This is a genomic window from Catenulispora sp. EB89 (genome assembly GCF_041261445.1).
Taxonomy (GTDB): Bacteria; Actinomycetota; Actinomycetes; order Streptomycetales; family Catenulisporaceae; genus Catenulispora.
Window position 1 is genome coordinate 20058 of record NZ_JBGCCU010000026.1, and the last position, 26217, is coordinate 46274.

The 26217-nt window shown below is 71.5% G+C and carries 2 protein-coding genes; both read right to left on the reverse strand.

Annotated elements, in window-relative coordinates:
* On the reverse strand, nucleotides 1-14496 hold the full coding sequence (locus ABH920_RS39080) for an amino acid adenylation domain-containing protein (protein WP_370354347.1): 14496 nt from the start codon (nucleotides 14494-14496) through the stop codon (nucleotides 1-3).
* Entirely contained in the window at nucleotides 14481-25778 is an 11298-nt protein-coding gene (locus ABH920_RS39085) for an amino acid adenylation domain-containing protein (protein WP_370354348.1), read from the reverse strand. The genes ABH920_RS39080 and ABH920_RS39085 overlap by 16 nt, the downstream gene beginning before the upstream one ends.
* Nucleotides 25779-26217: the final 439 nt, after the last annotated feature.

A 26217-nucleotide genomic window follows, 5' to 3' on the forward strand; every position in this document is an offset into this window, starting at 1 on the left:
CTACGCTCCCCACTCGTCCTCGAGGTCGTCGATGTCCTCCTGGGTCAGCGCGACCAGGTCCGGGTCGGCCGACAGGCGGACTGCCGTGCCCGGTGTGCCGGGTGCGCCGGCCGCGCCGGCCTTCCGCGCACTGTTCGCGAGCACCCCGAGGAGGCGGAACCAGGTGTCGGCCAGCCGCCGGGCGGCGGGCTCGGGGAGCAGCGCGGTGTCCCAGGCCCAGTAGGCAACCATCCAGGCGCGGTCCGGGGCGTCGTGCACGACGGTGTCGATCTGCAGGGGGTGCATCAGCATCGCGTCACCGCCCAGGTCGGTGTCGTCGACGCCGCCACTGCCACTGCCACTGCTGCCGGTATTGCCAGGGCCGTCGGGGCCGTCGGGGCCGTCGGCGTCGTCGGGGCCGTCCGGTGCGACCGCGGTCCAGGCCCGAGCCGCCGCGCCGCCCGCCGTCGTGGCGAACCGGCCCAGATAGTTGAAGCCGATCGGCGGTTCGGCGAGGTCGGCCAACACTGCTCCGGTCTCCTCGTTGAGGTGGCGCAGCATGCCGTAGCCGATCCCCCGGTCCGGCACGGCCGCCAGCTGGGCCTGGACCCGTTTCAGCGCCGCGCCGAGGCCCGGTCCGCCGGCCCAGATGTCGGTCCAGTCGAGCCGGCCGGGATCGAGGCGGATCGGATGGACGCTGGTGAACCAGCCGACGGTGCGGGACAGCTCGACGCCCGCCAGCGCTTCGGCCTCCCGGCCGTGCCGCTCCAGGTTGATGAGCACCGCGTCCCCTGTGGGTGCCGCGGTCCGGGCTCCGGCCTGGCCGCGACGGCGTTCGTCCAGGACGGCCAGGACCAGGGTGGTCAGCAGCGCGTCGTTCATGTCGACGCCGAAGACGGCCGGCACGCTGGTCAGCAGCGCGGCGGTGGCCTCGCTGTCGAGGGTGGTCCGCAGTCCGCCCGCGGGGCCCTTCGGCGCCGCACCCGGGACGCCGTGCAGCAGGGACACGCTCGGCGGCGCCAGGACGCCGAGCCAGGCCGGCAGCTGCGCGACGCGGACCGGATCGTGTGCGGCCTCGGACAACGCGACCGACCACCCGCGGAACGACGTGCCGACCGGTTCGAGGACCGGCGGCCGCCCGGCTTCGGCCGCGGACCAGGCCGAGGCCAGATCGCCGGCCAGGATCCGCCAGGACACCCCGTCCACCGCCAGGTGGTGTCCGACCATCACCAGCCGTCCCAGCCGGTCCGGCCCGGCGTCGAACCACACCGCCTGGAACATGATCCCCGCCTCGGGGGACAGCCGGCCGGCGGCCGCCTCGGACGTCTCCCGGAGCAGTGCGCTGACGGACCGCTCGTCCAGCGCCGCGGTGTCGATCCGGCGCAGCAGGTCCGCGGCGGACACCGCGCCGGGCGGCCGGACGTGCAGCGACCAGGACGTTCCGCCGGTGTCGACGGACTCCATCCGCAACGCGCCGTGCTGGTTCAGCAGGGTGTCGAGGATCAGTACCAGGACATCCTCGGTCAGCCCGGCGGGCGTCCACAGCACCATCATCTGGTGCAGCCGCTCGATCGGGAGCCCGCGCTGCTGGAACAGCCGCATGATCGGGGTGAGCGGGAGCGGGCCGTGGTCGGGGTCGTGGGAGCGGTTGGACAGTGCGGATACCTGATCCATACCGGTCTGCGGATCCCCGCCGGTCGTCGCATCCGTGTCAGTCAGGGCCGCGAGGGCGGCGACGGTCTTGTGGACGAACACGTCGCGTGCGGTGATCGCGATCCCGGCGCTCTGTGCTCGCGCGACCAGTTGGAGCGACATGATGCTGTCGCCGCCGAGGTGGAAGAACCCGTCGTCGATGCCGACCTGCTCCAGACCGAGCACACCCGCGAACAGCTCCGAAAGGATCTCCTCGCGCACGGTACGCGGCGCCCGGTCGGTGGCGAGCGCCGCGAAGTCCGGGACGGGCAACGCGGCCCGATCCACCTTGCCGTTCGCCGTCACCGGCAACGCGTCCAGGACCACGACCGCGGCCGGCACCAGGTAGTCCGGCAGCCTCCCGGCCAGATTCTCGCGCAGCGCCGCGCCGTCCAGCACGGTCTCCTCGCTCGGCACGACGTAGGCGACCAGACGCTTGTCCGTCGCGCCGTCCTGCCGGGCCACGACCACGGCCTGTGCCACCCCGGGATGGCCGGACACCACGACCTCGACCTCGCCGGGCTCGACCCGGAAGCCGCGGATCTTCACCTGGTCGTCGACCCGGCCGACGAACATCAGCCGGCCCCGCGCGTCCCAGCGCACCACGTCGCCGGTCCGGTACATCCGCGCCCCCGGCTCGAACGGACAGGCCACGAAGCGCGACGCCGTCAGTCCGGCCCGCTCCAGATAGCCGCGGGCCAGGCCGGTGCCGGCCACGTACAACTCCCCCGGCACGTTCGGCGCCACCAGGCGCAGCGCCTCGTCGAGCACGAACAGCCGGGCTCCGTTGCGTGGACCGCCGACCGGCAGGACCGTGTCGAACGGCTCGTGCGGCTGCACGGTGAACGTGGTGGGGCACACGGTGACCTCGGTCGGTCCGTAGATGTTCCAGAACGTGGCCTGCGGGCCCGCCTCCCGAATCTGTGCCGCCCGAATCTGTGCCAGCGCCTCGACCGGCACCACGTCCCCGCCGCTGAGCACGTGGGACAGACCGCTGAAACACCCCGGGTCCTCCTCGGCCAGCACCCGCAGCAGACCGGCCGCGACGAACGCGGCGGTCAGCCCGGCTCCGGCGATCAGCTCGCGCATCCGGGCCGCGTCCGGCGCCCCGGGCGGCGCGATCACCAGCGTGCCGCCGACCAGCAGCGTGCCCCACAGCTCGAAGGTCGAGACGTCGAACCCGAACGGCGTCTGGAACAGCATCCGCCCGGACCCGACCTCGCCCCAGGAGGCGTCCCGGCCGACCCCGGCGACCGAACTCTGGGTGATCACCACGCCCTTGGGCGTGCCGGTGGACCCGGAGGTGTACATCATGTACGCGGAGCATTCGGGCAGCAGCCGTCCGGACCGCTCGCCGTCCGACAGCGGGTCGCCCGAGTACATCGCGACAAGCGCGACGGTGGCCGGATCATCGAGCACGACGACTCCCGACGTGTCCGCCGGCAGCTTCTCCACCGACTCGGACGCGGTGATCGTCAGCATCGGGGCCGCGTCCCGCATCATGAACTCGACCCGCTCGGCGGGATAGGTGGTGTCCACGGGCACGTACGCGCCGCCCGCCTTCGCCACCGCCAGCAGTGCCACCACCAGATCCAGCGACCGGGCCGCGGCCACCACGACGCGGTCCTCGACCCGCACGCCCCGGTCGATCAGCAGCCGCGCCAACCGGTTCGCCCGTGCGTCGAACTCGGCGTAGGAGAGCTCGACGCCCTCGAACACGAGCGCGACGGCGTCCGGGGTCCGGGCCGCCTGGGCTTCGAAGGCCGCGGCGATCGTCGCCGGCTCGGGCGGCGCGTCTCCGGTACCGATCTCGGAGACCAGCCGCTCCCGCTCTTGCGGCGACAGCACGTCGACGTCGCTCACTCGCACCGAAGCATCGGCGACCACCTGTTCCAGAACTCTGATGAAGCGCTGGACCAGGCTCTGCACCGTCGAGGCGTCGAACAGGTCGGTGCTGTACACGAGCAGGCCGTCCAGCCCGGCGGCGGCGCCCTCGGTGTCGAAGCGCTCCCACAGGTGGAGGGAGAGGTCGAACTTCGCGACGTCCAGTTCGAGCGGTTCGATGCCGACGTCCAGGCCCGGCAGCCGGAGGTCGGCGTCGGGGGCGTTCTGCAGCGCGAACGACACCTGGAACAGGGGATGGTGAGACAGCGAACGGACCGGCTGCAGGACGTCCACCAGGTACTCGAACGGCAGATCCTGGTTGGCGTACGCGGCCAGGTCGGTCTCCCGGACCCGGCCGACGAGCTCGGCGAAGGTGGGGTCACCGCTCAGATCGGTGCGCAGTACCAGGGTATTGAGGAAGTAGCCGACCAGATCGTCAAGCGCGGCGTCCGTACGGCCGGCGATCGGCGAGCCCAACGGGATGTCCTCGCCGGCACCCAACCGCGACAACCACACCGCCAACCCGGCCTGGACCACCATGAACAGCGTCGCCCCGGACGAACGAGCCACCTCGACCAGTCCGCGGTGCACCTGCTCGTCGATCCGGAACGGCAACAACGAGCCCTGATGCGACTCCTCCGCGGGCCGCGGCCGATCGACCGGCAACGCCAACTGCTCCGGCAGGCCCGCCAACGCCTCGGTCCAGTACGCCAGCTGACGGCCGAACAGGCTCTCGGGATCGTCGCGGCGATCGAGCAGACCACGCTGCCAGAGCGTGAAATCCGCGTACTGCACCGGCAGCGGCGACCAGTCCGGAGCTTGTCCGGCTCCGCGTGCGGTGTAAGCGGCGGACAGGTCCCGGGTCAGCACGCCGGCCGACCAGCCGTCGGAGGCGATGTGGTGCATCACGATCGCCAGCACGTGTTCGGTCGCCGACAGCCGCAACAGCCCCACGCGCCAGGGCACCTCGCGTGCCAGATCGAATCCGCGGCCGGCGGCCTCGGTCAGCGCCGCGGGCAACTGTGCTTCCGTCACCTCGCGCAGCGTCAACCCGGGCACGGCCCCGGGCGCTTCGGAATCCAGGACGATCTGGCGGGCGATGCCGTCGTCCTCGCCGAACACCGTGCGCAGGGCCTCGTGCCGGCCGGCCACATCCGCCACCGCGGCCCGGAACGCCTCGACGTCCAACGCGCCACGGAGCCGGACGATGAAGGGGATGTTGTTGACCGGGCTCAAGCCCTCCAACCGGTGCAGGAACCACATCCGCTGCTGGCCGAAGGACAGCGGCAGCGCCTCGGGCCGGGGCCCGGCGGCCACGGGGGTCCGCGGCGTCACAGAGTCCTGCGACCACGCGGCGAGCCCGGCCACAGTCGGGGTGTCGAACACCGCCGAGATCGGCACCTCCGTACCGAGCACCGTGCGGATCCGCGCCACCAGCCGCATCGCGGTCAGCGAGTCGCCGCCCAGGCGGAAGAAGCCGTCGTCGACGCCGACCCGCTCCAGACCGAGCACCTCGGCGAACAGCCCGGCCAGGATCTCCTCGCGCGCGGTGCGCGGGGCTCGGTCGGTGGTGAGCGCGGCGAAGTCCGGGGCCGGGAGCGCGGACCGATCCACTTTCCCGTTCGCCGTCACCGGCAACGCGTCCAAGACGATCACCGCGGTCGGCACCAGGTAGTCCGGCAGCCTCCCGGCCAGGTGCGTACGGACCGCCGCGCCGTCGAGCACGGTGTGCTGGCTCGGTACGACGTAGCCGATCAGGTGCTGGTCCGCCGCACCGTCGCGGCGCGCCGTGACCACGGCCTGCGCCACATCGGGGTGGCTGGACAAGGCGGCCTCGACCTCGCCGGGCTCGACGCGGAACCCGCGGATCTTGACCTGGTCGTCGCTGCGGCCGAGGAACACCAGCCGGCCGTCCGCGCTCCAGCGCACCACGTCGCCGGTGCGGTACATGCGGGTCCCGGGCTCGAACGGACACGCCACGAACCGTTCCGCCGTCAGTCCCGGACGGTCCAAGTAACCGCGGGCCAGGCCGGTGCCGGCCACATAAAGCGCGCCGGACACGTTCGGAGGCACCGGACGCAGAGCGTCATCGAGCACGAACACGCGTACGCCGTCACGCGGCCCGCCGATCGGCATCACCGCGCCGTCCCACGCCCCCGGACCTGCCGTGAACGTCGTCGCGCACAATGTCACCTCGGTCGGGCCGTACAGATTCCACAGCGCGACATCGGGACACGCCGCCAGCAACTGCGCCACCGTCTGACCCGGCAACACATCGCCGCCGGTCAGCACATGCGACAACCCCGAGAAGCACCCCGCGTCGGCCTCCACGAGCACCCGCAGCAGCCCGGCCGCCGCGTTCACCGTGTCCAGACCCGACCCGGCCACCAGCTCTCGCAGCCGCACCGCGTCCAGTTCGCCCGGCCCGGCCACCACCACCGCACCGCCGTTCAACAGCGGACCCCACAACTCAAAGGTCGAAGGGTCGAACCCGAACGGGGTATGGAACAACACCCGGCCGGACCCCATCCCACGCCAACAGCCGTCCAGCGCCAGCCGCACCACAGCACCCTGTGACACCACCACGCCCTTCGGCGTCCCGGTGGAGCCGGAGGTGTACATCACGTACGCGCCGCTATCGGAGGCGAGGAGCCCGGACCGATGCGGGCGCTCCGCGATGTCGGCGGCAGTCGCGGGATCGTCGAGCACGACGATCGACAGGGTTCCGGCAGGCAGCTTCCGCACCAGATCAGACGACGTGACAGTCAGCACCGGGGCCGCGTCCCGCATCATGAACCCGACGCGCTCGGCGGGATAGCCGGTATCCACGGGCACGTAGACGCCGCCGGCCTTGGCCACCGCCAGCAGCGCCACCACCAGATCCAGCGACCGCGCCAACGCCACCACGACCCGGTCCTCGACCCGCACACCCCGCTCGATCAGGTACCGCGCCAGCCGATTCGCTCGGGCGTCCAACTCGGCGTAGGAAAGCTCAGCGCCCTCGAACACCGCAGCGACCGCATCCGGCGTCCGGGCGACCTGCGCCTCGAAGGCTCCCGCGATCGTCGCCGCCTCAACCGCCGCGCCTCCGGCACCGACCTCGGCGAGCAACCACTCCCGCTCCCCGGGCAACAACGCGTCGACGTCCCGCACCCGCACCGATGTGTCAGCGGCGACCTGCTCGAAGACCCCGACCAGACGCGTCGCCAAGCCCTGCGCCGTCGCGCGGTCGAACAGGTCGTGGCTGAACTCCACGAAGCCGTCGAGCCCGGCGGCGCCCTCCGCGTCGGAGTGCTCCCAGAGCAGGACCGACAGGTCGAACTTCGCGACGTCCAGTTCGACGAGCTCCACCCGGACGTCGAGGTCGGCGAACCGGACCGCGAAGTCGGGTGCCGTCTGGAGCGAGAACCCGACCTGGAACAGCGGGTGCCGGGAGAGCGAGCGAGCCGGTTGCAGGACGTCCACGAGGTGTTCGAACGGCAGATCCTGATGCGCGAAGGCGGCCAGGTCGGTCTCCCGCACCCGGGCCATGAGCTCGGCGAAAGTGGGATCACCGCTGAGATCGGTGCGCAATACCAGGGTATTGAGGAAGTAACCGACCAGATCGTCCAGGGCGGCATCGGTACGCCCCGCGATCGGCGAGCCCAACGGGATGTCCTCACCCGCACCCAACCGCGACAACCACACCGCCACCACCGACTGCACCGCCATGAACAGCGTCGCGCCACACCCGTGCGCGATCTCCGCCAATCTCCGGTGCACCAGCGGGTCGATCTTGAAGGGGATCAACGAACCCTGACGGCTCGGCTTCGCCGGGCGCGGCCGGTCGGTCGGCAGCGCGAGCTCTTCCGGCACACCGGCGAGAGCTTTCTTCCAGTAGGCGGCCTGCCGACCGAACAGGCTCTCGGGGTCGTCCTGCCGGCCGAGCAGATCACGCTGCCAGAGCGTGAAGTCCGCGTACTGCACTGGCAGCGGCGACCAGTCCGGAGCCCGGCCGTGCAGGCGCGCGGCGTAGGCCGCGGACAGGTCCCGGGTCAGCACGTCGACCGACCAGCCGTCGGAGGCGATGTGATGCATCACGATCGCCAGCACGTGCTCCGTCGGCGACAACCGCAACAGCCCCACACGCCACGGCACCTCGCGAGCCAGATCAAAGCCCTGACCCGCCAAGGCTCGCAGCGCCTCGGGCCGCTCGGCGTCCGTCACCTCGCGCACGGTCAGGAGCGGGACGGCGCCGGGCGCTCCGACGTCCAGGATCTCCTGCCGGCCCGTGCCGTCCACCTCGACGAACACCGTGCGCAGCGGCTCGTGGCGGCCGGCCACATCCGTCACCGCCGCCTGCAACGCGGCCACGTCCAGGGCACCGCGCAACCGCAGGACCGACGAGAGGTTGTCGACCGCGCTCGATCCGATCAGCTGCCGCACGAACCACATCCGCTGCTGCCCGAACGACAACGGCAGTGCCTCCGGCCGCACCGCGGGCAACAGCCGCGGGCGCGGCACCGCCGCCTCGTCCAGCCGCCCGGCCAGGCCCGCGACCGTCGGGAACTGGAACACCGCCCGGATCGGCAGCTCCGCGCCCAACACCGACCTGATCCGCGCGACCAGGCGCATCGCCCTGAGGGAATCCCCGCCCAGGGTGAAGAAGCCGTCGTCGATCCCGACCCGCTCCAAGCCGAGCAGATCCGCGAACAGGCCGCACAGGATCTCCTCGGCCACGGTGCGCGGGGCACGGACGATCGGGCCCGCGGCGAACTCCGGAGCGGGCAGCGCGGCGCGGTCCACCTTGCCGTTCACCGTCAGCGGCAAGGCGTCGAGCGTCAGCAGCACGGCCGGCACCATGTGCTCGGGCAGCCGGGCCGCGACGAACTCGTGGACCGCGGCCGGGTCCAACGCCGGGCCGGCCTCGGACCCGGCCGGGACGAGGTACCCGACCAGGCGCTTGCTGTCGCCGCCCGGTTCGTCGGCGCGCGCCAGGACGACGGCCTGCGCGACGCCGGGGCAGGCCGCCAACACCGCCTCGACCTCGCCGGGCTCGACCCGGAAGCCGCGGATCTTCACCTGGTCGTCGACCCGGCCGACGAACACCAACCGGCCGTCCGCGTCCCACCGCACGACATCGCCGGTCCGATACATCCGCGCGCCCGGTATGAACGGACACGCCACGAACCGCTCCGAGGTGAGGCCCGACCGCTTCAGATAGCCGCGGGCCAGACCGGCACCGGCCACATACAGCTCGCCGGGCACGTTCGGGGCGACCGGACGCAGCGCGTCATCGAGCACGAACACGCGTACCCCGTCGCGCGGGGCGCCGATGGGCACCGAGGTCGAGAACCGGTGGTGGTTCCCGGCGTGCAGGGTGAAGGTGGTGGCGCACAGCGTCGTCTCGGTCGGACCGTACAGGTTCCACACGGCGACCTCGGGGCACGCCCGCTGAATCCGGGCCACCGCCTCGGGCAGCGCCGCCTCCCCGCCCATCAGCACGTGGGAGAGCCCCGCGAAGCAGCCGGGATCCTCCTCCGCCCACACCCGCAGCAGGCCGGTGGTCATGTGCACGACGGTCACCCCGGCGCGCGCGACCAGTTCCCGCAGCCGTACCGGGTCCAGCTCGTCGGGCGGCGCCACGACGACGGTCCCGCCGGCCAACAGGGTTCCCCACACCTCGAACGTCGAGGGATCGAATCCGAACGCCGTGTGCAGCAGCACCCGGCCCGAGCCGATGCCGCCCCAGCAGGAGTCCAACGCCAGGGCGGCCACAGCGCCCTGCGTCACCAGCACGCCCTTGGGCGTACCGGTCGAGCCCGACGTGTACATCGCGTAGGCGCCGGACTCGGGGGCGAGACAGCCGGCGCGCTCGGCGTCGGCGATCGGCTTGTCGTCGAGGTCTGCCACCGCGCGGAGGACGACCGGATCGTCCATCTGCACGAGACCGTCGAGACCGGTCGGCAGCCGGTCCACGAGCGCGCTCGCCGTGAGCACAGCCACGGGTGCCGAGTCCTCCAAGGTGTAGGCGATCCGCTCGGCAGGGTAGGCGACGTCCACCGGCACGTACACGCCGCCGGCCTTCACCACCGCGAGCAGCGCCACCACCAGGTCGGCCGACCGGGTCAGCGCCACCGCCACCCGGTCGTCGACCCGGACGCCCCGCGCGATCAGGTAGCGGGCCCAGCGGTTCGCCGCCGCGTCGAGCTCGGCGTAGGTCAGCGTTCCGTCTTCGTGTCCTGAAACGATGGCCGGCGCGCCGGGCTGCTCGGCGGCGCGCGCCGCGAACGCCTCCGCGATCGTCACCGGCACGACCGCCGCGTTCCCCGTACCGGTCTGCGCGATCAGCCGCTCCCGCTCTCCGGGCAGCAGCACGTCCACGTCACCGATCCGCACGGCGGCGTCGGCGGCGATCTGTGCCAGGACTCCGGTCAGCCGCGCTGTCAGGTCCTCGATCGTGTGCTGGTCGAACAGGTCGAGGCTGTACGCCACCAGGCCGTCCAGGCCGGACGCGCCGCCTCCGTCGTCGGGACGCTCCTGCAACAGGACGGACATGTCGAACTTGGAGATCCCCAGATCGAAGTGCTCGAACTCGGCGTCCACACCCGGCAGTTCGAAGCCCGACTCGACGGCGTTCTGGAGGGCGAACGCGACTTGGAACAGGGGGTGTCGGGACAGCGAGCGGGCCGGTTGCAGGACGTCCACGAGGTGTTCGAACGGCAGATCCTGGTGGGCGTAGGCGGCGAGGTCCGTCTCCCGCACGCGACCCACGAGCTCGGTGAAGGAGGGATCGCCGCTCAGGTCGGTGCGCAGTACCAGGGTATTGAGGAAGTAGCCGACCAGATCGTCCAGCGCGGCATCGGTACGCCCGGCGATCGGCGTGCCCAGCGGGATGTCCTCGCCACCGCCCAACCTCGACAACAACAACGCCAAAGCGGCCTGCACCACCATGAACATCGTCGCGCCACAGCCCCGAGCGACGTTCACCAGCTCCTGATGGAGTCGCGCGTCGATCTCGAAGTGCACCGTCGAGCCCCGATGCGTCAGTTCCGCGGGCCGCGGCCGGTCCACCGGAAGCTCCAGTTGCTCCGGCAACCCGGCCAGCGCGTCCTTCCAGAACGCCAGCTGACGGCCGGCCAAGCTCTCAGGGTCCTGCCGGCGGTCCGCCAACAGCTCGTGCTGCCACAGCGTGAAGTCGGCGTACTGCACCGGCAGCGGCGACCAGTCGGGGCCTTGCCCGCGCAGGCGGGCGGCGTACGCGGTGGAGAGGTCTCGGGCCAGGACGTTCATCGACCAGCCGTCGGCCGCGATGTGGTGCACCACGATCGCCAGCACGTGCTCTGCCGGCGACAGGCTCAGCAACGCGACCCGCCACGGCACCTCGCGCGCCAGATCAAAACCCTGACCCGTCACCTCGGTCAGCGCCGTGGACCAGTCCGCTTCGTCTGCCTTGTCTGCCTCGTTCGCCTCGCTCACCTGGCGGACCACCAGCTGCGGGACGGCGGCCGGACTCCCGGCGTCCCAGATCTCTTGGCGGGACACGCCGTCGGCAGCGACGGTCTGCGCGCTGTCCGCGATGACCGTGCGCAGCGCTTCGTGCCGACCGGCGACATCGGCCATTGCCGCCTGCAACACCGCAGCATCCACCGGACCACCGGTCAGCCGCAGCACCAACGGAATGTTGTCGACCGCGCTGGGACCCTCCAGCCGGTGCATGAACCACATCCGCTGCTGACCGAACGACAGCGGCACCGCCTCCGGCCGGACAGCCGGAACCACCGAGGCACGCGTAAGCGCCGACTCGTCCAGCCGTCCGGCCAGGCCAGCGACCGTCGGGAACTGGAACACCGCGCGGATCGGCAGCTCCGTCCCCAGCGCCGATCTGATGCGCGCGACCAGGCGGGTCGCGGTCAGCGAGTCCCCGCCGAGGGTGAAGAACCCGTCGTCGATCCCGACCCGCTCCACACCGAGCAGATCAGCGAACAGACCGCACAGAATCTCCTCCCGCGCGGTACGCGGGGCGCGGCCGGTGGCGAGCGCCGCGAAGTCCGGGGCGGGCAGCGCGGCCCGATCGACCTTCCCGTTCGCCGTCAGCGGCAGCGCGTCGAGAACCACGGCCGCGGCCGGCACCATATAGTCCGGCAGCTTGTCGGCCACGGATTTCAGCACCGCCGCGCCATCCAGCGCGGAGTCGTCGGCGGGGACCAGGTAGGCGACCAGGCGCTTGTCCGATCCCTCATCGCGCCGAGCAACCACCACGGCTTGGGCCACTCCGGACTGCGCGGCCAAGACGGCCTCGATCTCGCCCGGCTCGACCCGGAAGCCGCGGATCTTGACCTGGTCGTCAGCACGACCGACGAACACCAAGCAGCCGTCCGCGTCCCAGCGCACGACATCGCCGGTCCGGTACATCCGCACACCCGGCAGGAACGGACACGCCACGAACCGCTCGGAGGTGAGACCGGCACGATCCAGGTAGCCGCGGGCCAGGCCGGACCCGGCGACGTACAACTCCCCCGGCACGTTCGGCGCCACCGGACGCAATGTTTCGTCGAGCACGAACACCCGGGTCCCGTCACGCGGCCCGCCCAACGGCAGCACCTGCGGTATCTCCGAACCCGGCTCGACCACAAGGGCCGTCGCGCAGAGCGTCACCTCGGTCGGGCCGTAGAGATGCCGCACCTCTATCGCAGGACACGCCGTCCGCACCCGGGCCACCGCGTCCGACGACACCACGTCGCCGCCGGTCAGCACATGCGACAACCCCGAGAAGCAGCCGGGGTCCTCCTCCGCCAACACCCGCAACAGGCCTGCGGTGACGTGCACCGCGTCCAGGTCCGTCTCAGCGACCAACGTCCGCAGCCGCGCCGCGTCCACGTCGCCCGCAGGCGCGACCACCACCGTGCCGCCGTTCAACAACGGCACCCACAGCTCGAACGACGAGGCGTCGAACCCGAACGGGGCGTGGAACAACACCCGGCCCGAGCCGATCTCGCCCCAACACCCGTCAAGGCCCAGCGCGGCCACAGCACCCTGCGAAGCCAGCACGCCCTTCGGCGTTCCGGTGGACCCGGAGGTGTACATCACGTACGCGCCGCATTCCGGCGCGAGACGCCCACGGCGTTCGCCGTCGGTGACCGGACCCGATCCCCCTCGGCCGATCAGGGCGGCCGTCGCGGGATCGTCGAGCACGATGATCCCCGTGGCTCCCACCGGCACCTTCTCCGCGAGGTCAGCCGACGTCACCACCAACGCCGGGGCCGCGTCATCGAGGATGAAGGCGATCCGCTCAGCGGGATAGCCGGTGTCCACCGGCACGAACACCGCGCCGGCCTTCGCCGCCGCCAGCAGAGCGACCACCAGATCGAGCGACCGCGTCAGCGCCACCCCGACCCGGTCCTCAACCCGCACGCCCCGCTCAAGCAGATGCCGCGCCAGCCGATTCGCGCGCGCGTCCAACTCCGCGAAAGTGATCTCAGTACCCTCATACACTGCCGCGACGGCCTCCGGCGTCCGCGCGACCTGGGCCTGGAAGGCGCCGGCGATCGTGGCCGGCGCAGCGGCCGCACCTCCCACGCCGACTTCGCCGAGCAGCCACTCCCGCTCCCCCGGCAGGAGCACGTCGACGTCCCGCACCGGCACCGACGCGTCGTCGGCGATCTGCGCGAAGACCCGCACCAGACGCGCCACCAAGCCCTGCGCCGTCGCGGGGGCGAACGCGTCGGGCCGATACGTCAGGACCAACAGCAGTTCGGCCCCGGGGACGACGGCCAGGCTCAGCGGGTAGTGGCTGACGTTGTGCCCGCCGAGCATGGACACCGTCACCTCACCCATCCGGCGGGAGCCGTCCGGGTCGTCCGGGTAGTTCTCGAAGATCAGCAGCGTGTCGAACTCGGCGCCCGGACCGCCGGCCCGCCTGATCTCGGGCAGGCCCACGTACTGATGGGGGATCAGCGCGGCCTGCCGGTCCTGCAGCTCGGCGAGCACGTCGACGACCGGCCGCGCGGGCGAGAGGCGCACCCGGACCGGAACCGTGGCGATGAACAGGCCGACCATGCGCTCGACGCCGGGCAGCTCGGCGGGACGCCCCGCCGCCGTCGCCCCGAACACCACGTCGTCGCGGCCCGAGAGCCGGCCCAGGAGCAGCGCCCAGGCCCCCTGGACCATCGTGTTCACCGTCAGGCCCCGGGCGCGCGCCGCCTCCGTCAGCGCCGCGGTGAGCTCGCGGCTCACGGCGACGCGGAGTTCCCGCGGTTCGGCCGACGGTCCCGGCTCGCCGCCCGGCCCGGCACCGGACGGTTCCGCGACCCCGGTGGCCGTGCGCGAGAAGAGGCTCGGCTCGTCAGCACCGGCCAGTTCCGCCCGCCACGCCGCGCGGGCCGCCTCGGTGTCCTGCTCACCGAGCCAGGCCACGTAGTCCCGGTACGGCACCACCGGCGGCAGCACCGCGGCGTCGCCGCCGGCCGCGTAGACCGCCGAGACCTCCTTGTGCAGCAAGGGCAGCGACCAGCCGTCCATCAGAAGGTGGTGGTTGGTCACCACCAGCCGGTGATCGTCCGGACCGAAACGCAGCAACAGCAAGCGCAACAGCGGAGGAACCGCGAGGTCGAACCGGCGTTCCCGTTCCTCCGACGCCAGCTGCTCCGCCTTCGCCAGCGCTTCCGTCTCAGGAAGCTGCGACAGGTCGACCTGTCGCCACGGCAGTGCCACCCGGCCGGCGATGACCTGCACCGGCTCGTCCCGGCCGGCCGGCCGGCGGAAGCACGCGCGCAGGGCCGAATGCCGGGCGACCACCGTTTCCCAGGCCGTTTTGAGCACCGCCGCGTCGAGCGGGCCCCGCATGGTCAGACGCACCTGGACCACGTAGACGTCCGACGCCTGGTCGTCGAACCGGGAGTGGAACCACAACCCCTGCTGCAACGGGGTCAGCGGCCAGACGTCCTCTACTCGCTGAGCCACTGGACCGCTCCGTCCTGGGGGTCTACGTCCTCGAACATGTCCTCGATCTCGTCGATCTGCGCCTGGTCGAGCCGGACCAGCGCCAGGTCCGACGGGGTGTGGCCGCCGGCCCCCGGCCGAGCCGCGCACGCGGCCAGGCCCCGCACCATCGCCGCCCATTCCTGGAGCAGTTCCCTGACGTCCGCCTCGTCGAAGAGCTCTGACACCCAGGCCAGCTGGAGGACCAGCTCCGGCCGGCCGTGGTCGGCGTCCCGGACCACCCCGCCGGTCTCCAGCGCGTGCACGGCCCGCATCTCAGGGGGCGCGTCCCCGCCCATCGCCCGCGGCCCGGCGAGCCGCCAGTCCGGCGGGGAGCCGTCGCCCGGGGATCCGCCGCCCGCCGTTTCGTCACCCGACGCGCCGGCGAAGCGGCCCAGGTAGTTGAAGCCGATCTGCGCCGTAGGCAGCTCCGCAAGGACGGCGGCGGCCCCTTCGTCGAGGTAGCGCAGCCGGCCGTAGCTCAGCTCGTCTCCCGGTACCGCACGCAGCTGTTCCTTGACCCGCATGACCAGATCTCCGGCCTCCTGCTCGCCGGCGAGTACTCGCGCCGGATCGGCGGGCCCCGGATCGAGGAGCACCGGGTGCATGCTGGTGAACCAGCCCACGGTCCGCGACAGGTCCATCCCGTCTGAGAACTCCTGCCGGCCGTGGCCCTCCACGTCCACCAGGACAGAGCCGGGCCGCTCGCCGCGCCGGATCCGCCGCCGCGCCAGGGCCGCCGTGAGCCCGGCGAGCAGCACGTCGTCCACGCCGACGTGGAACGTCGCGGGCACCGTGGTCAGCACGGCGGACGTCACGTCCGGATCCACCGTGACGCTGAGCCGGCACAGACCGGCGTGGGTGTCCCGGTCGGCGAGGCGACGCCGCCCGACCGGTGGTTCGCCGGCGGCCGCACGGAGCACGCGGCTCCAGGCGTCCAGCGCGGTAAGCCGGGCCGGCTCGTCAGGCTGCTCCGCCAAGGCCAGGGCGTACCGGCGGAACGACGTCGGCACCGGGTCCAGAGCCGGCGTCTCAAAAGACTGGATCGCCTGCCAGACCGTCGCCAGATCCGCGAGCAGAATCCGCCAGGAGACCCCGTCGGTCGCCAGGTGGTGAACGACCAAGAGCAGTCGGCCGGGGCGGCCCGCTCCCCGGTCGAACCACAGGGCCTGGAGCATGACGCCCGCGCGCGGATCGAGTCGGCCCGACGCCGCCCGGGCGTGACCGTCGATGAACTCGTCGAGCTCGTCGTCGGCCGGCTCCTGCGCGTCGACGCGGCGCACCCAGGACTCCACAGCCTTCGAGGCAGGCTCAGGCGTGGGGATATCGAGGCGCGGCAATCCGTCCGCTTCTGCTCCCACCAGGCGCATCCGCAGTGCGCCGTGGTGGGCGACCAGCGCTTGGACGGCCCGGGCGAGCCGGTCAAGGTCCAGGTCGGCCGGCGCGGTCACGACCATCCACTGGGAGAAGCCTGCGCCGAGGACGCTCGGGCCGCCTCGTTCCCGCAGCGCGTGCATGATCGGAGTGAGCGGGAGCGGTCCGTGGTCGGGGTCGTGGCGGCGAGCGGGTTGTGCGGCTGTTTCGTCGGCAAGGGCGGCGAGGGCGGCGACGGTCTTGTGGACGAACACGTCGCGTGCGGTGATCGCGATCCCAGCGCTGTGCGCCCGGGCGACCAGCTGCAGCGACATGATGCTGTCGCCGCCGAGGTGGAAGAACCCGTCGTCGATGCCGACGTGGTCCAGGCCGAGCACCTCGGCGAACAGCCCGGACAGGATCTCCTCGCGCGCGGTGCGCGGCGCCCGGTCGGTGGCCAGCGCGGCGAAGTCCGGCGCGGGCAGCGCGGCCCGATCCACCTTGCCGTTCGCCGTCACCGGCAAGGCGTCCAGGACGATCACCGCGGTCGGCACCAAGTAGTCCGGCAGTATTGCGGCCAGATAGTCGCGCACCGCCGCACCCTCAAACGCAGTGTCCTGATCCGCGACGATGTAGCCGAACAGACGCTTGTCCAGGCCACCATCGTGGCGGGCCATGACCACGGCCTGCGCCACGCCGGGATGGCTCGACAGCGCGGCCTCGACCTCGGCCGGCTCCACGCGGAATCCACGGATCTTGACCTGGTCGTCGCTGCGGCCGAGGAACACCAATCGGCCGTCCGCATCCCAGCGGACCAGGTCCCCGGTCCGGTACATCCGCTCGCCGGCAAGGAACGGACACGCCACGAACCGCTCGGCGGTCAGCCCTGAACGGTCCAGATAGCCGCGAGCCAGACCGGTGCCGGCGACATACAACTCCCCCGGCACGTTCGGCGCCACCGGACGCAAGGTGTCGTCGAGCACGAATACCCGAACGCCGTCACGCGGGGCGCCGATCGGCATGACCGCACCGCCCCAAACCCCCGGGCCCGCCGTGAACGTCGTCGCACACAACGTCACCTCAGTCGGGCCGTAAAGATTCCACAGCGCGACATCAGGACACGCCGCCAGCAACCGTGCGACCGTCTGTCCTGGAAGCACATCACCGCCGGTCAGCACATGCGACAACCCCGAGAAGCAGGCGGCGTCGGCTTCCACCAACACCCGCAGCAGCCCGGCCGCCGCGTTCACCACGGTCAACCCCGACCCGCTGATCAGCTCCCGCAACCGCGGCGCGTCCAGCTCTCCCGCCGGCGCCACCACCACCGCACCGCCGTTCAACAGCGGGCCCCACAGCTCAAAGGTCGACGGGTCGAACCCGAACGGCGTATGGAACAACACCCGGCCCGATCCCATCCCGTGCCAACACCCGTCCAACGCCAGGCCCGCCACAGCACCCTGCGACACCACGACGCCCTTCGGCGTACCTGTGGACCCGGAGGTGTACATGACGTACGCGCCCGCTTCGGGTGCGAGACGCCCGCCACGCTCGCCGTCCGCGATCGGACCCGACGCACCCCGCCCGACCGACGCGGCCGTCGCGGGATCGTCGAGCACGATGATCCCCGCAGTTCCGACAGGCAGCTTCTCCACCAGATCGGACGACGTGACCGTCAGCGCCGGGGCCGCGTCACGCACCATGAACGCGATCCGCTCAGCGGGATAGCCGGCATCCACCGGCACATACACCCCACCGGCCTTCGCCACCGCCAGCAGCGCCACCACCAGATCCAACGACCGCGTCAGCGCGACGACCACCCGGTCCTCGACCCGCACACCCCGCTCGATCAGAAGCCGTCCCAGCCGATTCGCCCGGGCGTCCACCTCGGCATAGGAGAGCTCAACGCCCTCGAACACCGCCGCCACCGCGTCGGGTGTCTTAGCCGCCTGCGCCTCGAAGGCTCCTGCGACAGTCGCCGCCTCAACCGCCGCGTCTCCCACGCCGACCTCGGCGAACAGCCACTCCCGTTCTCCGGGCAACAGCACATCGACGTCCCGCACCCGCACCGATGTATCGGCGACGACCTGTTCCAGCACCCTGACGAACCTCGCCGTCAGGCCCCGCACCGTCGAGGCGTCGAACAGGTCGTGGCTGTACTCCAGGAAGCCGTCGAGTCCGGCGGCGCCCTCCGCACCCGGGCGCTGCCACAGGAAGAACGACAGGTCGAGTTTCGAGATCCCCAGGTCGAAGTGCTCCAGTTCGGCGCGCACACCCGGCAGATCGATGCCGGCCTTGGCGGCGTTCTGCACTGCGAAACCGACCTGGAACAAGGCGTGGTGGGACAGCGATCGGGCCGGTCGCAGGACGTCCACGAGGTGTTCGAAGGGCATGTCCTGGTGCTCATACGCGGCCAGGTCGGCGGTACGCACGCGCCGCAGGAGTTGGGCGAAGGTCGGGTCGCCGCTCAGATCGGTGCGCAGTACCAGGGTGTTGAGGAAGTAGCCGACCATGTCGTCCAGCGCCGGATCGGTACGTCCGGCGACCGGCGTGCCCAGCGCGATGTCGTCCCCCGCGCCCAGCCCCGACAACAGGATCGTCAACGCGGCCTGCACCACCATGGACAACGTCGCGCCGGACGCCCGAGCGACGTTCGCCAGCCCCTGATGAAGCTGCGCGTCGACCTCGAAGCGCATCATCGAGCCCTGATGCGTGACCTCGGCGGGCCGCGGCCGGTCCATCGGCAGCCGCACCTGCTCCGGCAACCCGGCCAGAGCGTCCTTCCAGAACGCCAGCTGACGCCCGGCCAGGCTCTCCGGATCCTGCTCGTGGTCCGCCAACAGTTCCCGCTGCCAGAGCGTGAAGTCGGTGTAGCGCACCGGCAGCGGCGACCAGCCCGGCTCGCTCCCCCGAAGTCGTGCGGCGTAGGCGACCGACAGGTCGCGGGCCAGCACGTCGGCCGACCATCCGTCGGTGGCGATGTGGTGCATGGCGATCGCCAGCACGTGTTCCGTCGGCGACAGCCGCAGCAACGCCGCGCGCCATGGCACCTCGCCGGCCAGATCGAAGCCCTGACACAGCACCTCTCGCAGAGCCTCCGGCAGCTCCGGCTCACGCACGGCACGGACCGCCAGGCGAGGGACCGCCCCCGGCGCGTCCAGGTCCAGGACCACCTGACCGGCGATCCCGGCGTCGTCCGCGATGATCGTGCGCAGCGCTTCGTGGCGACCGGCGACATCGGCCATCGCCGCCTGCAACACCGCGGCGTCCACCGAACCGCCGGACAACCGCACCACCAACGGAATGTTGTCGACCGCGCTGGGACCCTCCAGCCGGTGCATGAACCACATCCGCTGCTGACCGAACGACAACGGCACCACCGCCGACGGCACGACCGGCACGACTGGCACGACTGGCACGACCGGAGGACGCGTCTGCGCGGACTCGTCGAGCCATTCGGCCAGACCTGCCACGGTCGGGGCCTCGAACACCGCGAAGATCGGGACCTCCGCGCCCAACACGGCCCGAATCCGCGCGACCAGGCGGGTCGCCGACAGCGAGTCGCCGCCCAAGGTGAAGAACCCGTCATCGATGCCGACCCGTTCCAGGCCGAGCAGGTCGGCGAACAGACCGCACAGGATCTCCTCCCGCGCGGTACGCGGGGCCCGCGCACCAGCCAGGCTCGCGAAGTCCGGGGCGGGCAGCGCGGCCCGATCCACCTTCCCGTTCACCGTCAACGGCAACGCGTCGAGCACCAGCACGACCGCGGGCACCAGATAGTCGGGGAGCCTGCCGGCCGCGAACTCGCGCACCGCCGCCGGATCGGCCGACCCGTCTGCCGCCGGAACCACATAAGCCACCAGGCGCTTGTCCGACGCCTCGTCCCGATGCGCGGCCACCACCGCCTGCGCGACGCCGGGGCACGCCGCCAGCACCGCCTCGATCTCCCCCGGCTCGACCCGGAAGCCACGGATCTTGACCTGGTCGTCGACCCGGCCGACGAATATCAACCGGCCGTCGGCGCCCCGCCGCACGACGTCCCCGGTCCGGTACATCCGCTCACCCGGCAGGAACGGACACGCCACGAACCGCTCCGACGTGAGACCGGCGCGATCCAGATAGCCGCGCCCGAGACCGCCGCCGGCCACATACAGCTCTCCCGGCACGTTCGGGGCCACCGGCCGCAGAGCATCATCGAGCACGAACACCCGCGCCCCGTCGCGCGGTCCGCCCAGCGGCAGCACCTGCGGGGTCTCCGACTCCGGCTCCAGCAGCTGAGTCGTCGCGCACAGCGTCACCTCGGTCGGACCGTACAAATGGCGGACCTCAGCACCCGGACAGACAGCACGCACCCGGGCCACCGCCTCCGACGACACCACGTCACCGCCGGTCAGCACATGTGACAACCCCGCGAAGCAGTCCGGATCCTCCTGCGCCAACACCCGCAACAGGCCTGCGGTCACATGCACCGCGTCGAGATCGGTATCTGCAACCAGCTGCCGCAGCCGCGCCGCGTCCACGTCACCGGCCGGCGCCACGACCACCGTGCCGCCGTTCAACAACGGCACCCACAACTCGAACGACGAGGCGTCAAAGGCGAACGGCGCGTGGAACAACACCCGACCCGAGCCGATATCGCCCCAGCACCCGTCAAGGCCCAGAGCCACGACAGCACCCTGCGAAGCCAGCACGCCCTTCGGCGTCCCGGTGGACCCAGAGGTGTACATCACGTACGCGCCGCATTCCGGCGCGAGAACTCCGTGCCGCTCGGTGTCGGACATCCGACGGTCGGGGCGCTCCCCGATGACGACAGCCGTTGCCGGATCATCGAGCACGACGGTTCCCGCCGTTCCCGCCGGGAGCCTCTCCACGAGATCAGCCGTCGTCATCATCAACACTGGGGCCGCGTCGGCGAGGATGAAGGCGATCCGCTCGGCCGGATAGCCGGTGTCCACCGGCACGAACACCGCACCGGCCTTCGCCGCCGCCAACAGGGCCACCACCAGATCGAGCGACCGCGACAACGCCACACCCACGCGGTCCTCGACCCGCACACCCCGCTCAAGCAGATACCGCGCCAACCGATTCGCCCGCGCGTCCAACTCCGCGAAGGTCACCTCAAGACCCTGCGACACCACGGCCACGGCCTCCGGCGTCCGCGCGACCTGGGCCTCGAACGCCGCCGCTATCGTCGCCGGCTCGGCCGTCCCGGTCGTCGCGTCTCCGGCGCCGACCCCGGTCAGCAGCCAATCCCGCTCCCCCTGCAGCAACACGTCGACGTCCCGCACCCGCACCGACGCGTCCAGCGCCACCTGTTCGAGGACCCGCGCCAGACGCGCCACCAAGCCCTGCGCCGTCTCCGGATCGAAGAGGTCTTCGCTGTAGATGAGGAATCCGGCCAGCCCCGCGGCGTCCTGGGCGGTCGGGTTCTCCCACAGGTCGAACACCAAGTCGAACTGCGCGGTGCTCGCCGCGACGTGGACGGGCGTCGTGCCGAGCCCGGGCAGCCGCCAGACCGTGCCGTCAAGGCTCTCCTTCACGAGCAGGACCTGGAAGAGCGGGTGATAGGCCAGCGTCCGGGTCGGATTGAGCTCGTCGACCAGATGCTCGAAGGGCAGATCCTGGTGCGCGAAGCCGGCCAGGTCGGTGTCCCGCACCCGCCGCACCAACTCGGCGAACGTCGGGTTGCCGCTGACGTCGGTGCGCAGCACCAAGGTGTTCAGGAAGTGCCCGACCAGGTCGTCCAGCGCCGCGTCGGTGCGACCGGCGACCGGCGAGCCCACGGGGATGTCCTCGCCGGCGCCGAGCCTGGACAGCATCAGCGCCAGCCCGGCCTGCAACACCATGAACAAGGTCGCATGACACTTGCGCGCCACCTTCAACAGGCCCTCATGCACATCCGCGTCCACACCCACGCCGACCGAGCCCACGCGCCGGCTGGCCACCCCGGGACGCGACCGGTCCGCCGGCAACACCAACTGCTCGGGCAGGCCCGCCAACGCCTCGGACCAGAACGCCAGCTGCCGGCCCCACACGCTCTCGGGGTCCGCACGATCGCCCAGCACTTCCCGCTGCCACACCGCGAAATCCGCATACTGCACCGGCAGCGGCGCCCAACCGGGTTCAGTGCCCGCGCACCGCGCCACGTACGCCGACGACACATCGCGCGCCAGGACGTCCATCGACCACCCGTCGGTCGCGATGTGATGCACCACGATGGCCAGCACGTGGTCCTTCGGCGACAACTGCAACACCGCCGCACGCCACGGAATCATGGACGTGATATCAAAAGCCTGACCTACGATCTCGGTCAGGACCGACTCCAGGTCCGCCTCGGTCACGGGACGAACGACCAGCTCAGGGAGCGCGGCCGGAGCCTCCGGAGCGAGTACGACCTGACGGGCGACCCCGGCGTCGTCCGCGATGAGCGTCCGCAGCGCCTCGTGCCGGCCGGACACGTCGACCAGCGCCGCCTCCAGGGCGACGAGGTTCAGGTTCCCCTCCAGCCGCACGACCGTGGACATGTTGTGCGACACCTCGGGCCGCTCCAGGCGGTTCCCGAACCACATCCGCCACTGACCGAAGGACAACGGCAGCACGTCGGGCCGCGGGCCCGCCGTCACGGCGGGGCGCGACACACCGGACTGATCGAGCCATTCGGCCAGACCGGCGACGGTCGGGGCTTCGAACACCGCCCAGATCGGCGTCTCCACGCCCAACACGGCCCTGATCCGCGCGACCAGGCGGGTCGCGGTCAGCGAGTCCCCGCCGAGAGTGAAGAACCCGTCATCGATGCCGACCCGTTCCAGGCCGAGCAGGTCAGCGAACAGGCCGCACAGGATCTCCTCCCGCGCGGTGCGCGGAGCCCGGTCGGTGGCGAGCGCCGCGAAGTCCGGGGCGGGCAGCGCAGCCCGGTCCACCTTCCCGTTCGCCGTCAATGGCAAGGCGTCGAGGACCACGGCCGCTGCGGGCACCATGTAGTCCGGCAGCTTGCCGGCCGCGAACTCGAGCACCGCCGCGCCCTCCAGTCGGAGGCCTTCGAAGCCCTCGACGGGGACCAGATAGGCGATCAGACGCTTGTCGCTCTGGCCATCGGCGCGCGCGACGACGACGGCCTGCCCGACGCCGGGGCAGGTCGCCAGGACCGCCTCGACCTCGCCGGGTTCGACGCGGAAGCCGCGGATCTTCACCTGGTCGTCGACCCGGCCGACGAACATCAACCGGCCCTCTGAGTCCCACCGCACGACATCGCCGGTCCGATACATCCGCGCACCGGGCAGGAACGGACACGCCACGAACCGCGACGCCGTCAGTCCCGGACGGTCCGCATACCCGCGCGCCAGACCGGCGCCGGCCGTGTACAGCTCTCCCGGCACGTTGGGGGCCACCGGACGCAGAGCATCATCGAGCACGAACACCCGCGCCCCGTCGCGTGGTCCGCCCAGCGGTAGCACCTGCGGGGTCTCCGAACCCGGCTCCAGCAGCTGAGTCGTCGCGCACAGCGTCACCTCGGTCGGGCCGTACAGATGCCGGACCTCAGCCTCCGGGCAGGCTGCCCGCACGCGGGCCACCGCTTCCGCGGACACCACGTCGCCGCCGGTCAGCACGTGCGACAGCCCGGAGAAGCTGTCCGGATCCTCCTGCGCCAACACCCGCAACAGGCCTGCGGTCACGTGCACCGTGTCCAGGCGTGCCCCGGGTATCAATGTCCGTAGTCGCGCGGCGTCCACGTCACCGGCCGGCGCCACGACCACCGTGCCGCCGTTCAACAACGGCACCCACAACTCGAACGACGAGGCGTCAAAGGCGAACGGCGCGTGGAACAACACCCGACCCGAGCCGATGTCACCCCAACACCCGTCAAGGCCGAGCGCGGCCACAGCACTCTGCGATACGAGGACGCCCTTCGGCCTGCCGGTGGAGCCCGACGTGTACATCACGTACGCGCCGGATTCGGGCCGCACCTGCCCGCCGCGCTCGCCGTCGGTGACCGGGTCCGACGCGCCCTGCTCCACCAGCGCGGCCGTCGCTGGATCGTCGAGCACGACGATCCCCTCGGTCCCCACCGGCAGCTTCTCCGCCAGGTCGGACGTCGTGACGGTCAGCGTCGGCGCCGCGTCGCCGAGGATGAAGGCGATCCGCTCGGCGGGATAGCCGGTGTCGACCGGGACGTACACCGCGCCGGCCTTCGCGACGGCCAGCAGCACCACCACCAGATCGAGCGAGCGCGACAACGCCACCCCGACCCGGTCCTCAACGCGCACACCCTGCCCGGCCAGGAACCGGGCCAGCCGGTTCGCGCGCGCGTCCAGCTCCGAATAGGCGACCTCCATGCCCTCGCTCAGAAGCGCGACGGCGTCGGGCGTCCGGGCCGCCTGCGCCTCGAAGGCCGCCGCGATCGTCGTCGGCTCAGCCGCCGCGGCTCCCGTCCCGACTTCGGCGAGCAACCACTTCCGCTCCCCGGGCAACAGCACGTCGAGGTCTCGTACCCGCAGCGACGGGTCGGCGACCGCCTGTTCCAGGACCCTGACGAACCTCGACACCAGGCTCTGCACCGTCGCCTCGTCGAACAGGTCGCGGCTGTACCGGAGCTCGCCCTCGATCCCCGCCGCTTCTCCGTCGGCCGTCAGCCGTTCCTGGAGCTTGGTGTAGAGGTCGAAGAGGCCGAACAGGTGGTCGCCCGCCCCGGATTCGGCGGTGACCGGTTCCGGCGTGTTGCGCAGCCCGGGCAGGTCCCACGCCGACGCCGTGGGCTCCGTCATCAGCAACAGGACTTGGAACAGCGGGTGATAGGCCAGCGTCCGGGCCGGACGGAGCTCGTCGACCAGATGCTCGAAGGGCAGGTCCTGGTGCGCGAAGGCCGCGGCGTCGGCGTCCCGCACCCGCTCCACCAGCTCGGCGAAGCTCGGGTCGCCGCTCACATCGGTGCGCAGCACCAGGGTGTTGCCGAAGTAGCCGACCAGATCGTCCAGGGCCTTGTCCCGACGGCCCGCGACCCGCGAGCCGACCGGGACGTCCTCGCCGGCTCCCAGTCTGGACAGCGTCAGCGCCAGCCCGGCCTGCAACACCGTGAACAGGGTCGCATGGCACTTGCGCGCCACCCGCAGCAGGCCTTCGTGAACACCCGCGTCGACAGCCACGCCGACCGAACCCGCGCGGTGGCTGGCCACGCCGGGACGCGACCGGTCCGCCGGCAACACCAACTGCTCCGGCAAGCCCGCCAGCGTCTCGGACCAGAACCCCATCTGCCGGCCCCACACGCTCTCGGCGTCGCCCCGGTCTCCCAACACCTCCCGCTGCCACACCGCGAAATCCGCGTACTGCACCGGCAGCGGCGCCCAACCGGGTCCAGCGCCTGCGCACCGCGCCCCATACGCCGCCGACACATCACGCGCCAACACGTCCATCGACCAGCCGTCGGCCGCGATGTGGTGCACCACGATCGCCAGCACATGCTCCGTCGGCGACAACCGCAACACAGTGGCCCGCCACGGAACCACCAACGAGATATCAAAAGCCTGACCTGTGATCTCGGCCAGGGCGCCGCCCAGCTCCGTCTCGCTCACGGCGCGGACCGTCAGCTCCGGGACGGCCCCCGGCGCGCCGACCTCCAGGATCTGCTGGCGCGGGGTCCCGCCGACCTCGGCGACCACGACGGTGCGCAGCACCTCATGCCGCGCCGCCACGTCGCCGAGGGCCGCGCGCAGGGCGTCCAGATCCAGCTCGCCGCCTGTCAACCGCACCGCCGAGGACATGGTGTAGGCCTCGTCGTGGCGCTCCAGGCGGTTCACGAACCACATCCGCTGCTGGCCGAACGACAGCGGCACGGCCTCGGGCCGGGCCTTCGGCAGGATCGTGGGCACCGGAGTCTCCCGGTCCCGAGTCGAGGCGTCAGGGTTCTCGCGATCAAGCATCAGAAGGCCTCACTGAATTCCGGGGACCACGGATCAGGACCATGTCCTCACCGCCAGTCGTGGCGAATCGGCCGGCCCCGGCACACCAGCCGGCGGCAGGCCGCAAAAAATCAGACAGCGGTGCCAGCACAAAGTAGATTCCGATTCCGAGGACCGTCAAGAAATCGAGCCCCACGGGCCGCCCCAGGTTTTTTCCGGCACTGCGGAGAAGCGCCGAAAACCGCATATGCGCTGGCCATCCGCCGGCGCGGCCAACCCGGCTGCCGCGGCGCTCGTCCCGCCGGCGAGACAGTGCGCCACCGCTGCGTGCCGATCGTTTTCCAGCCGTCCGGCACCTCCGGCCCCATCCCGGGGCGCCGGAATATCCAGATATTGAGACAGGATTTCGCGGACATCGACAAGTGACAATATCGACGCCCGCGCCGTAGCCTTGCCCCGA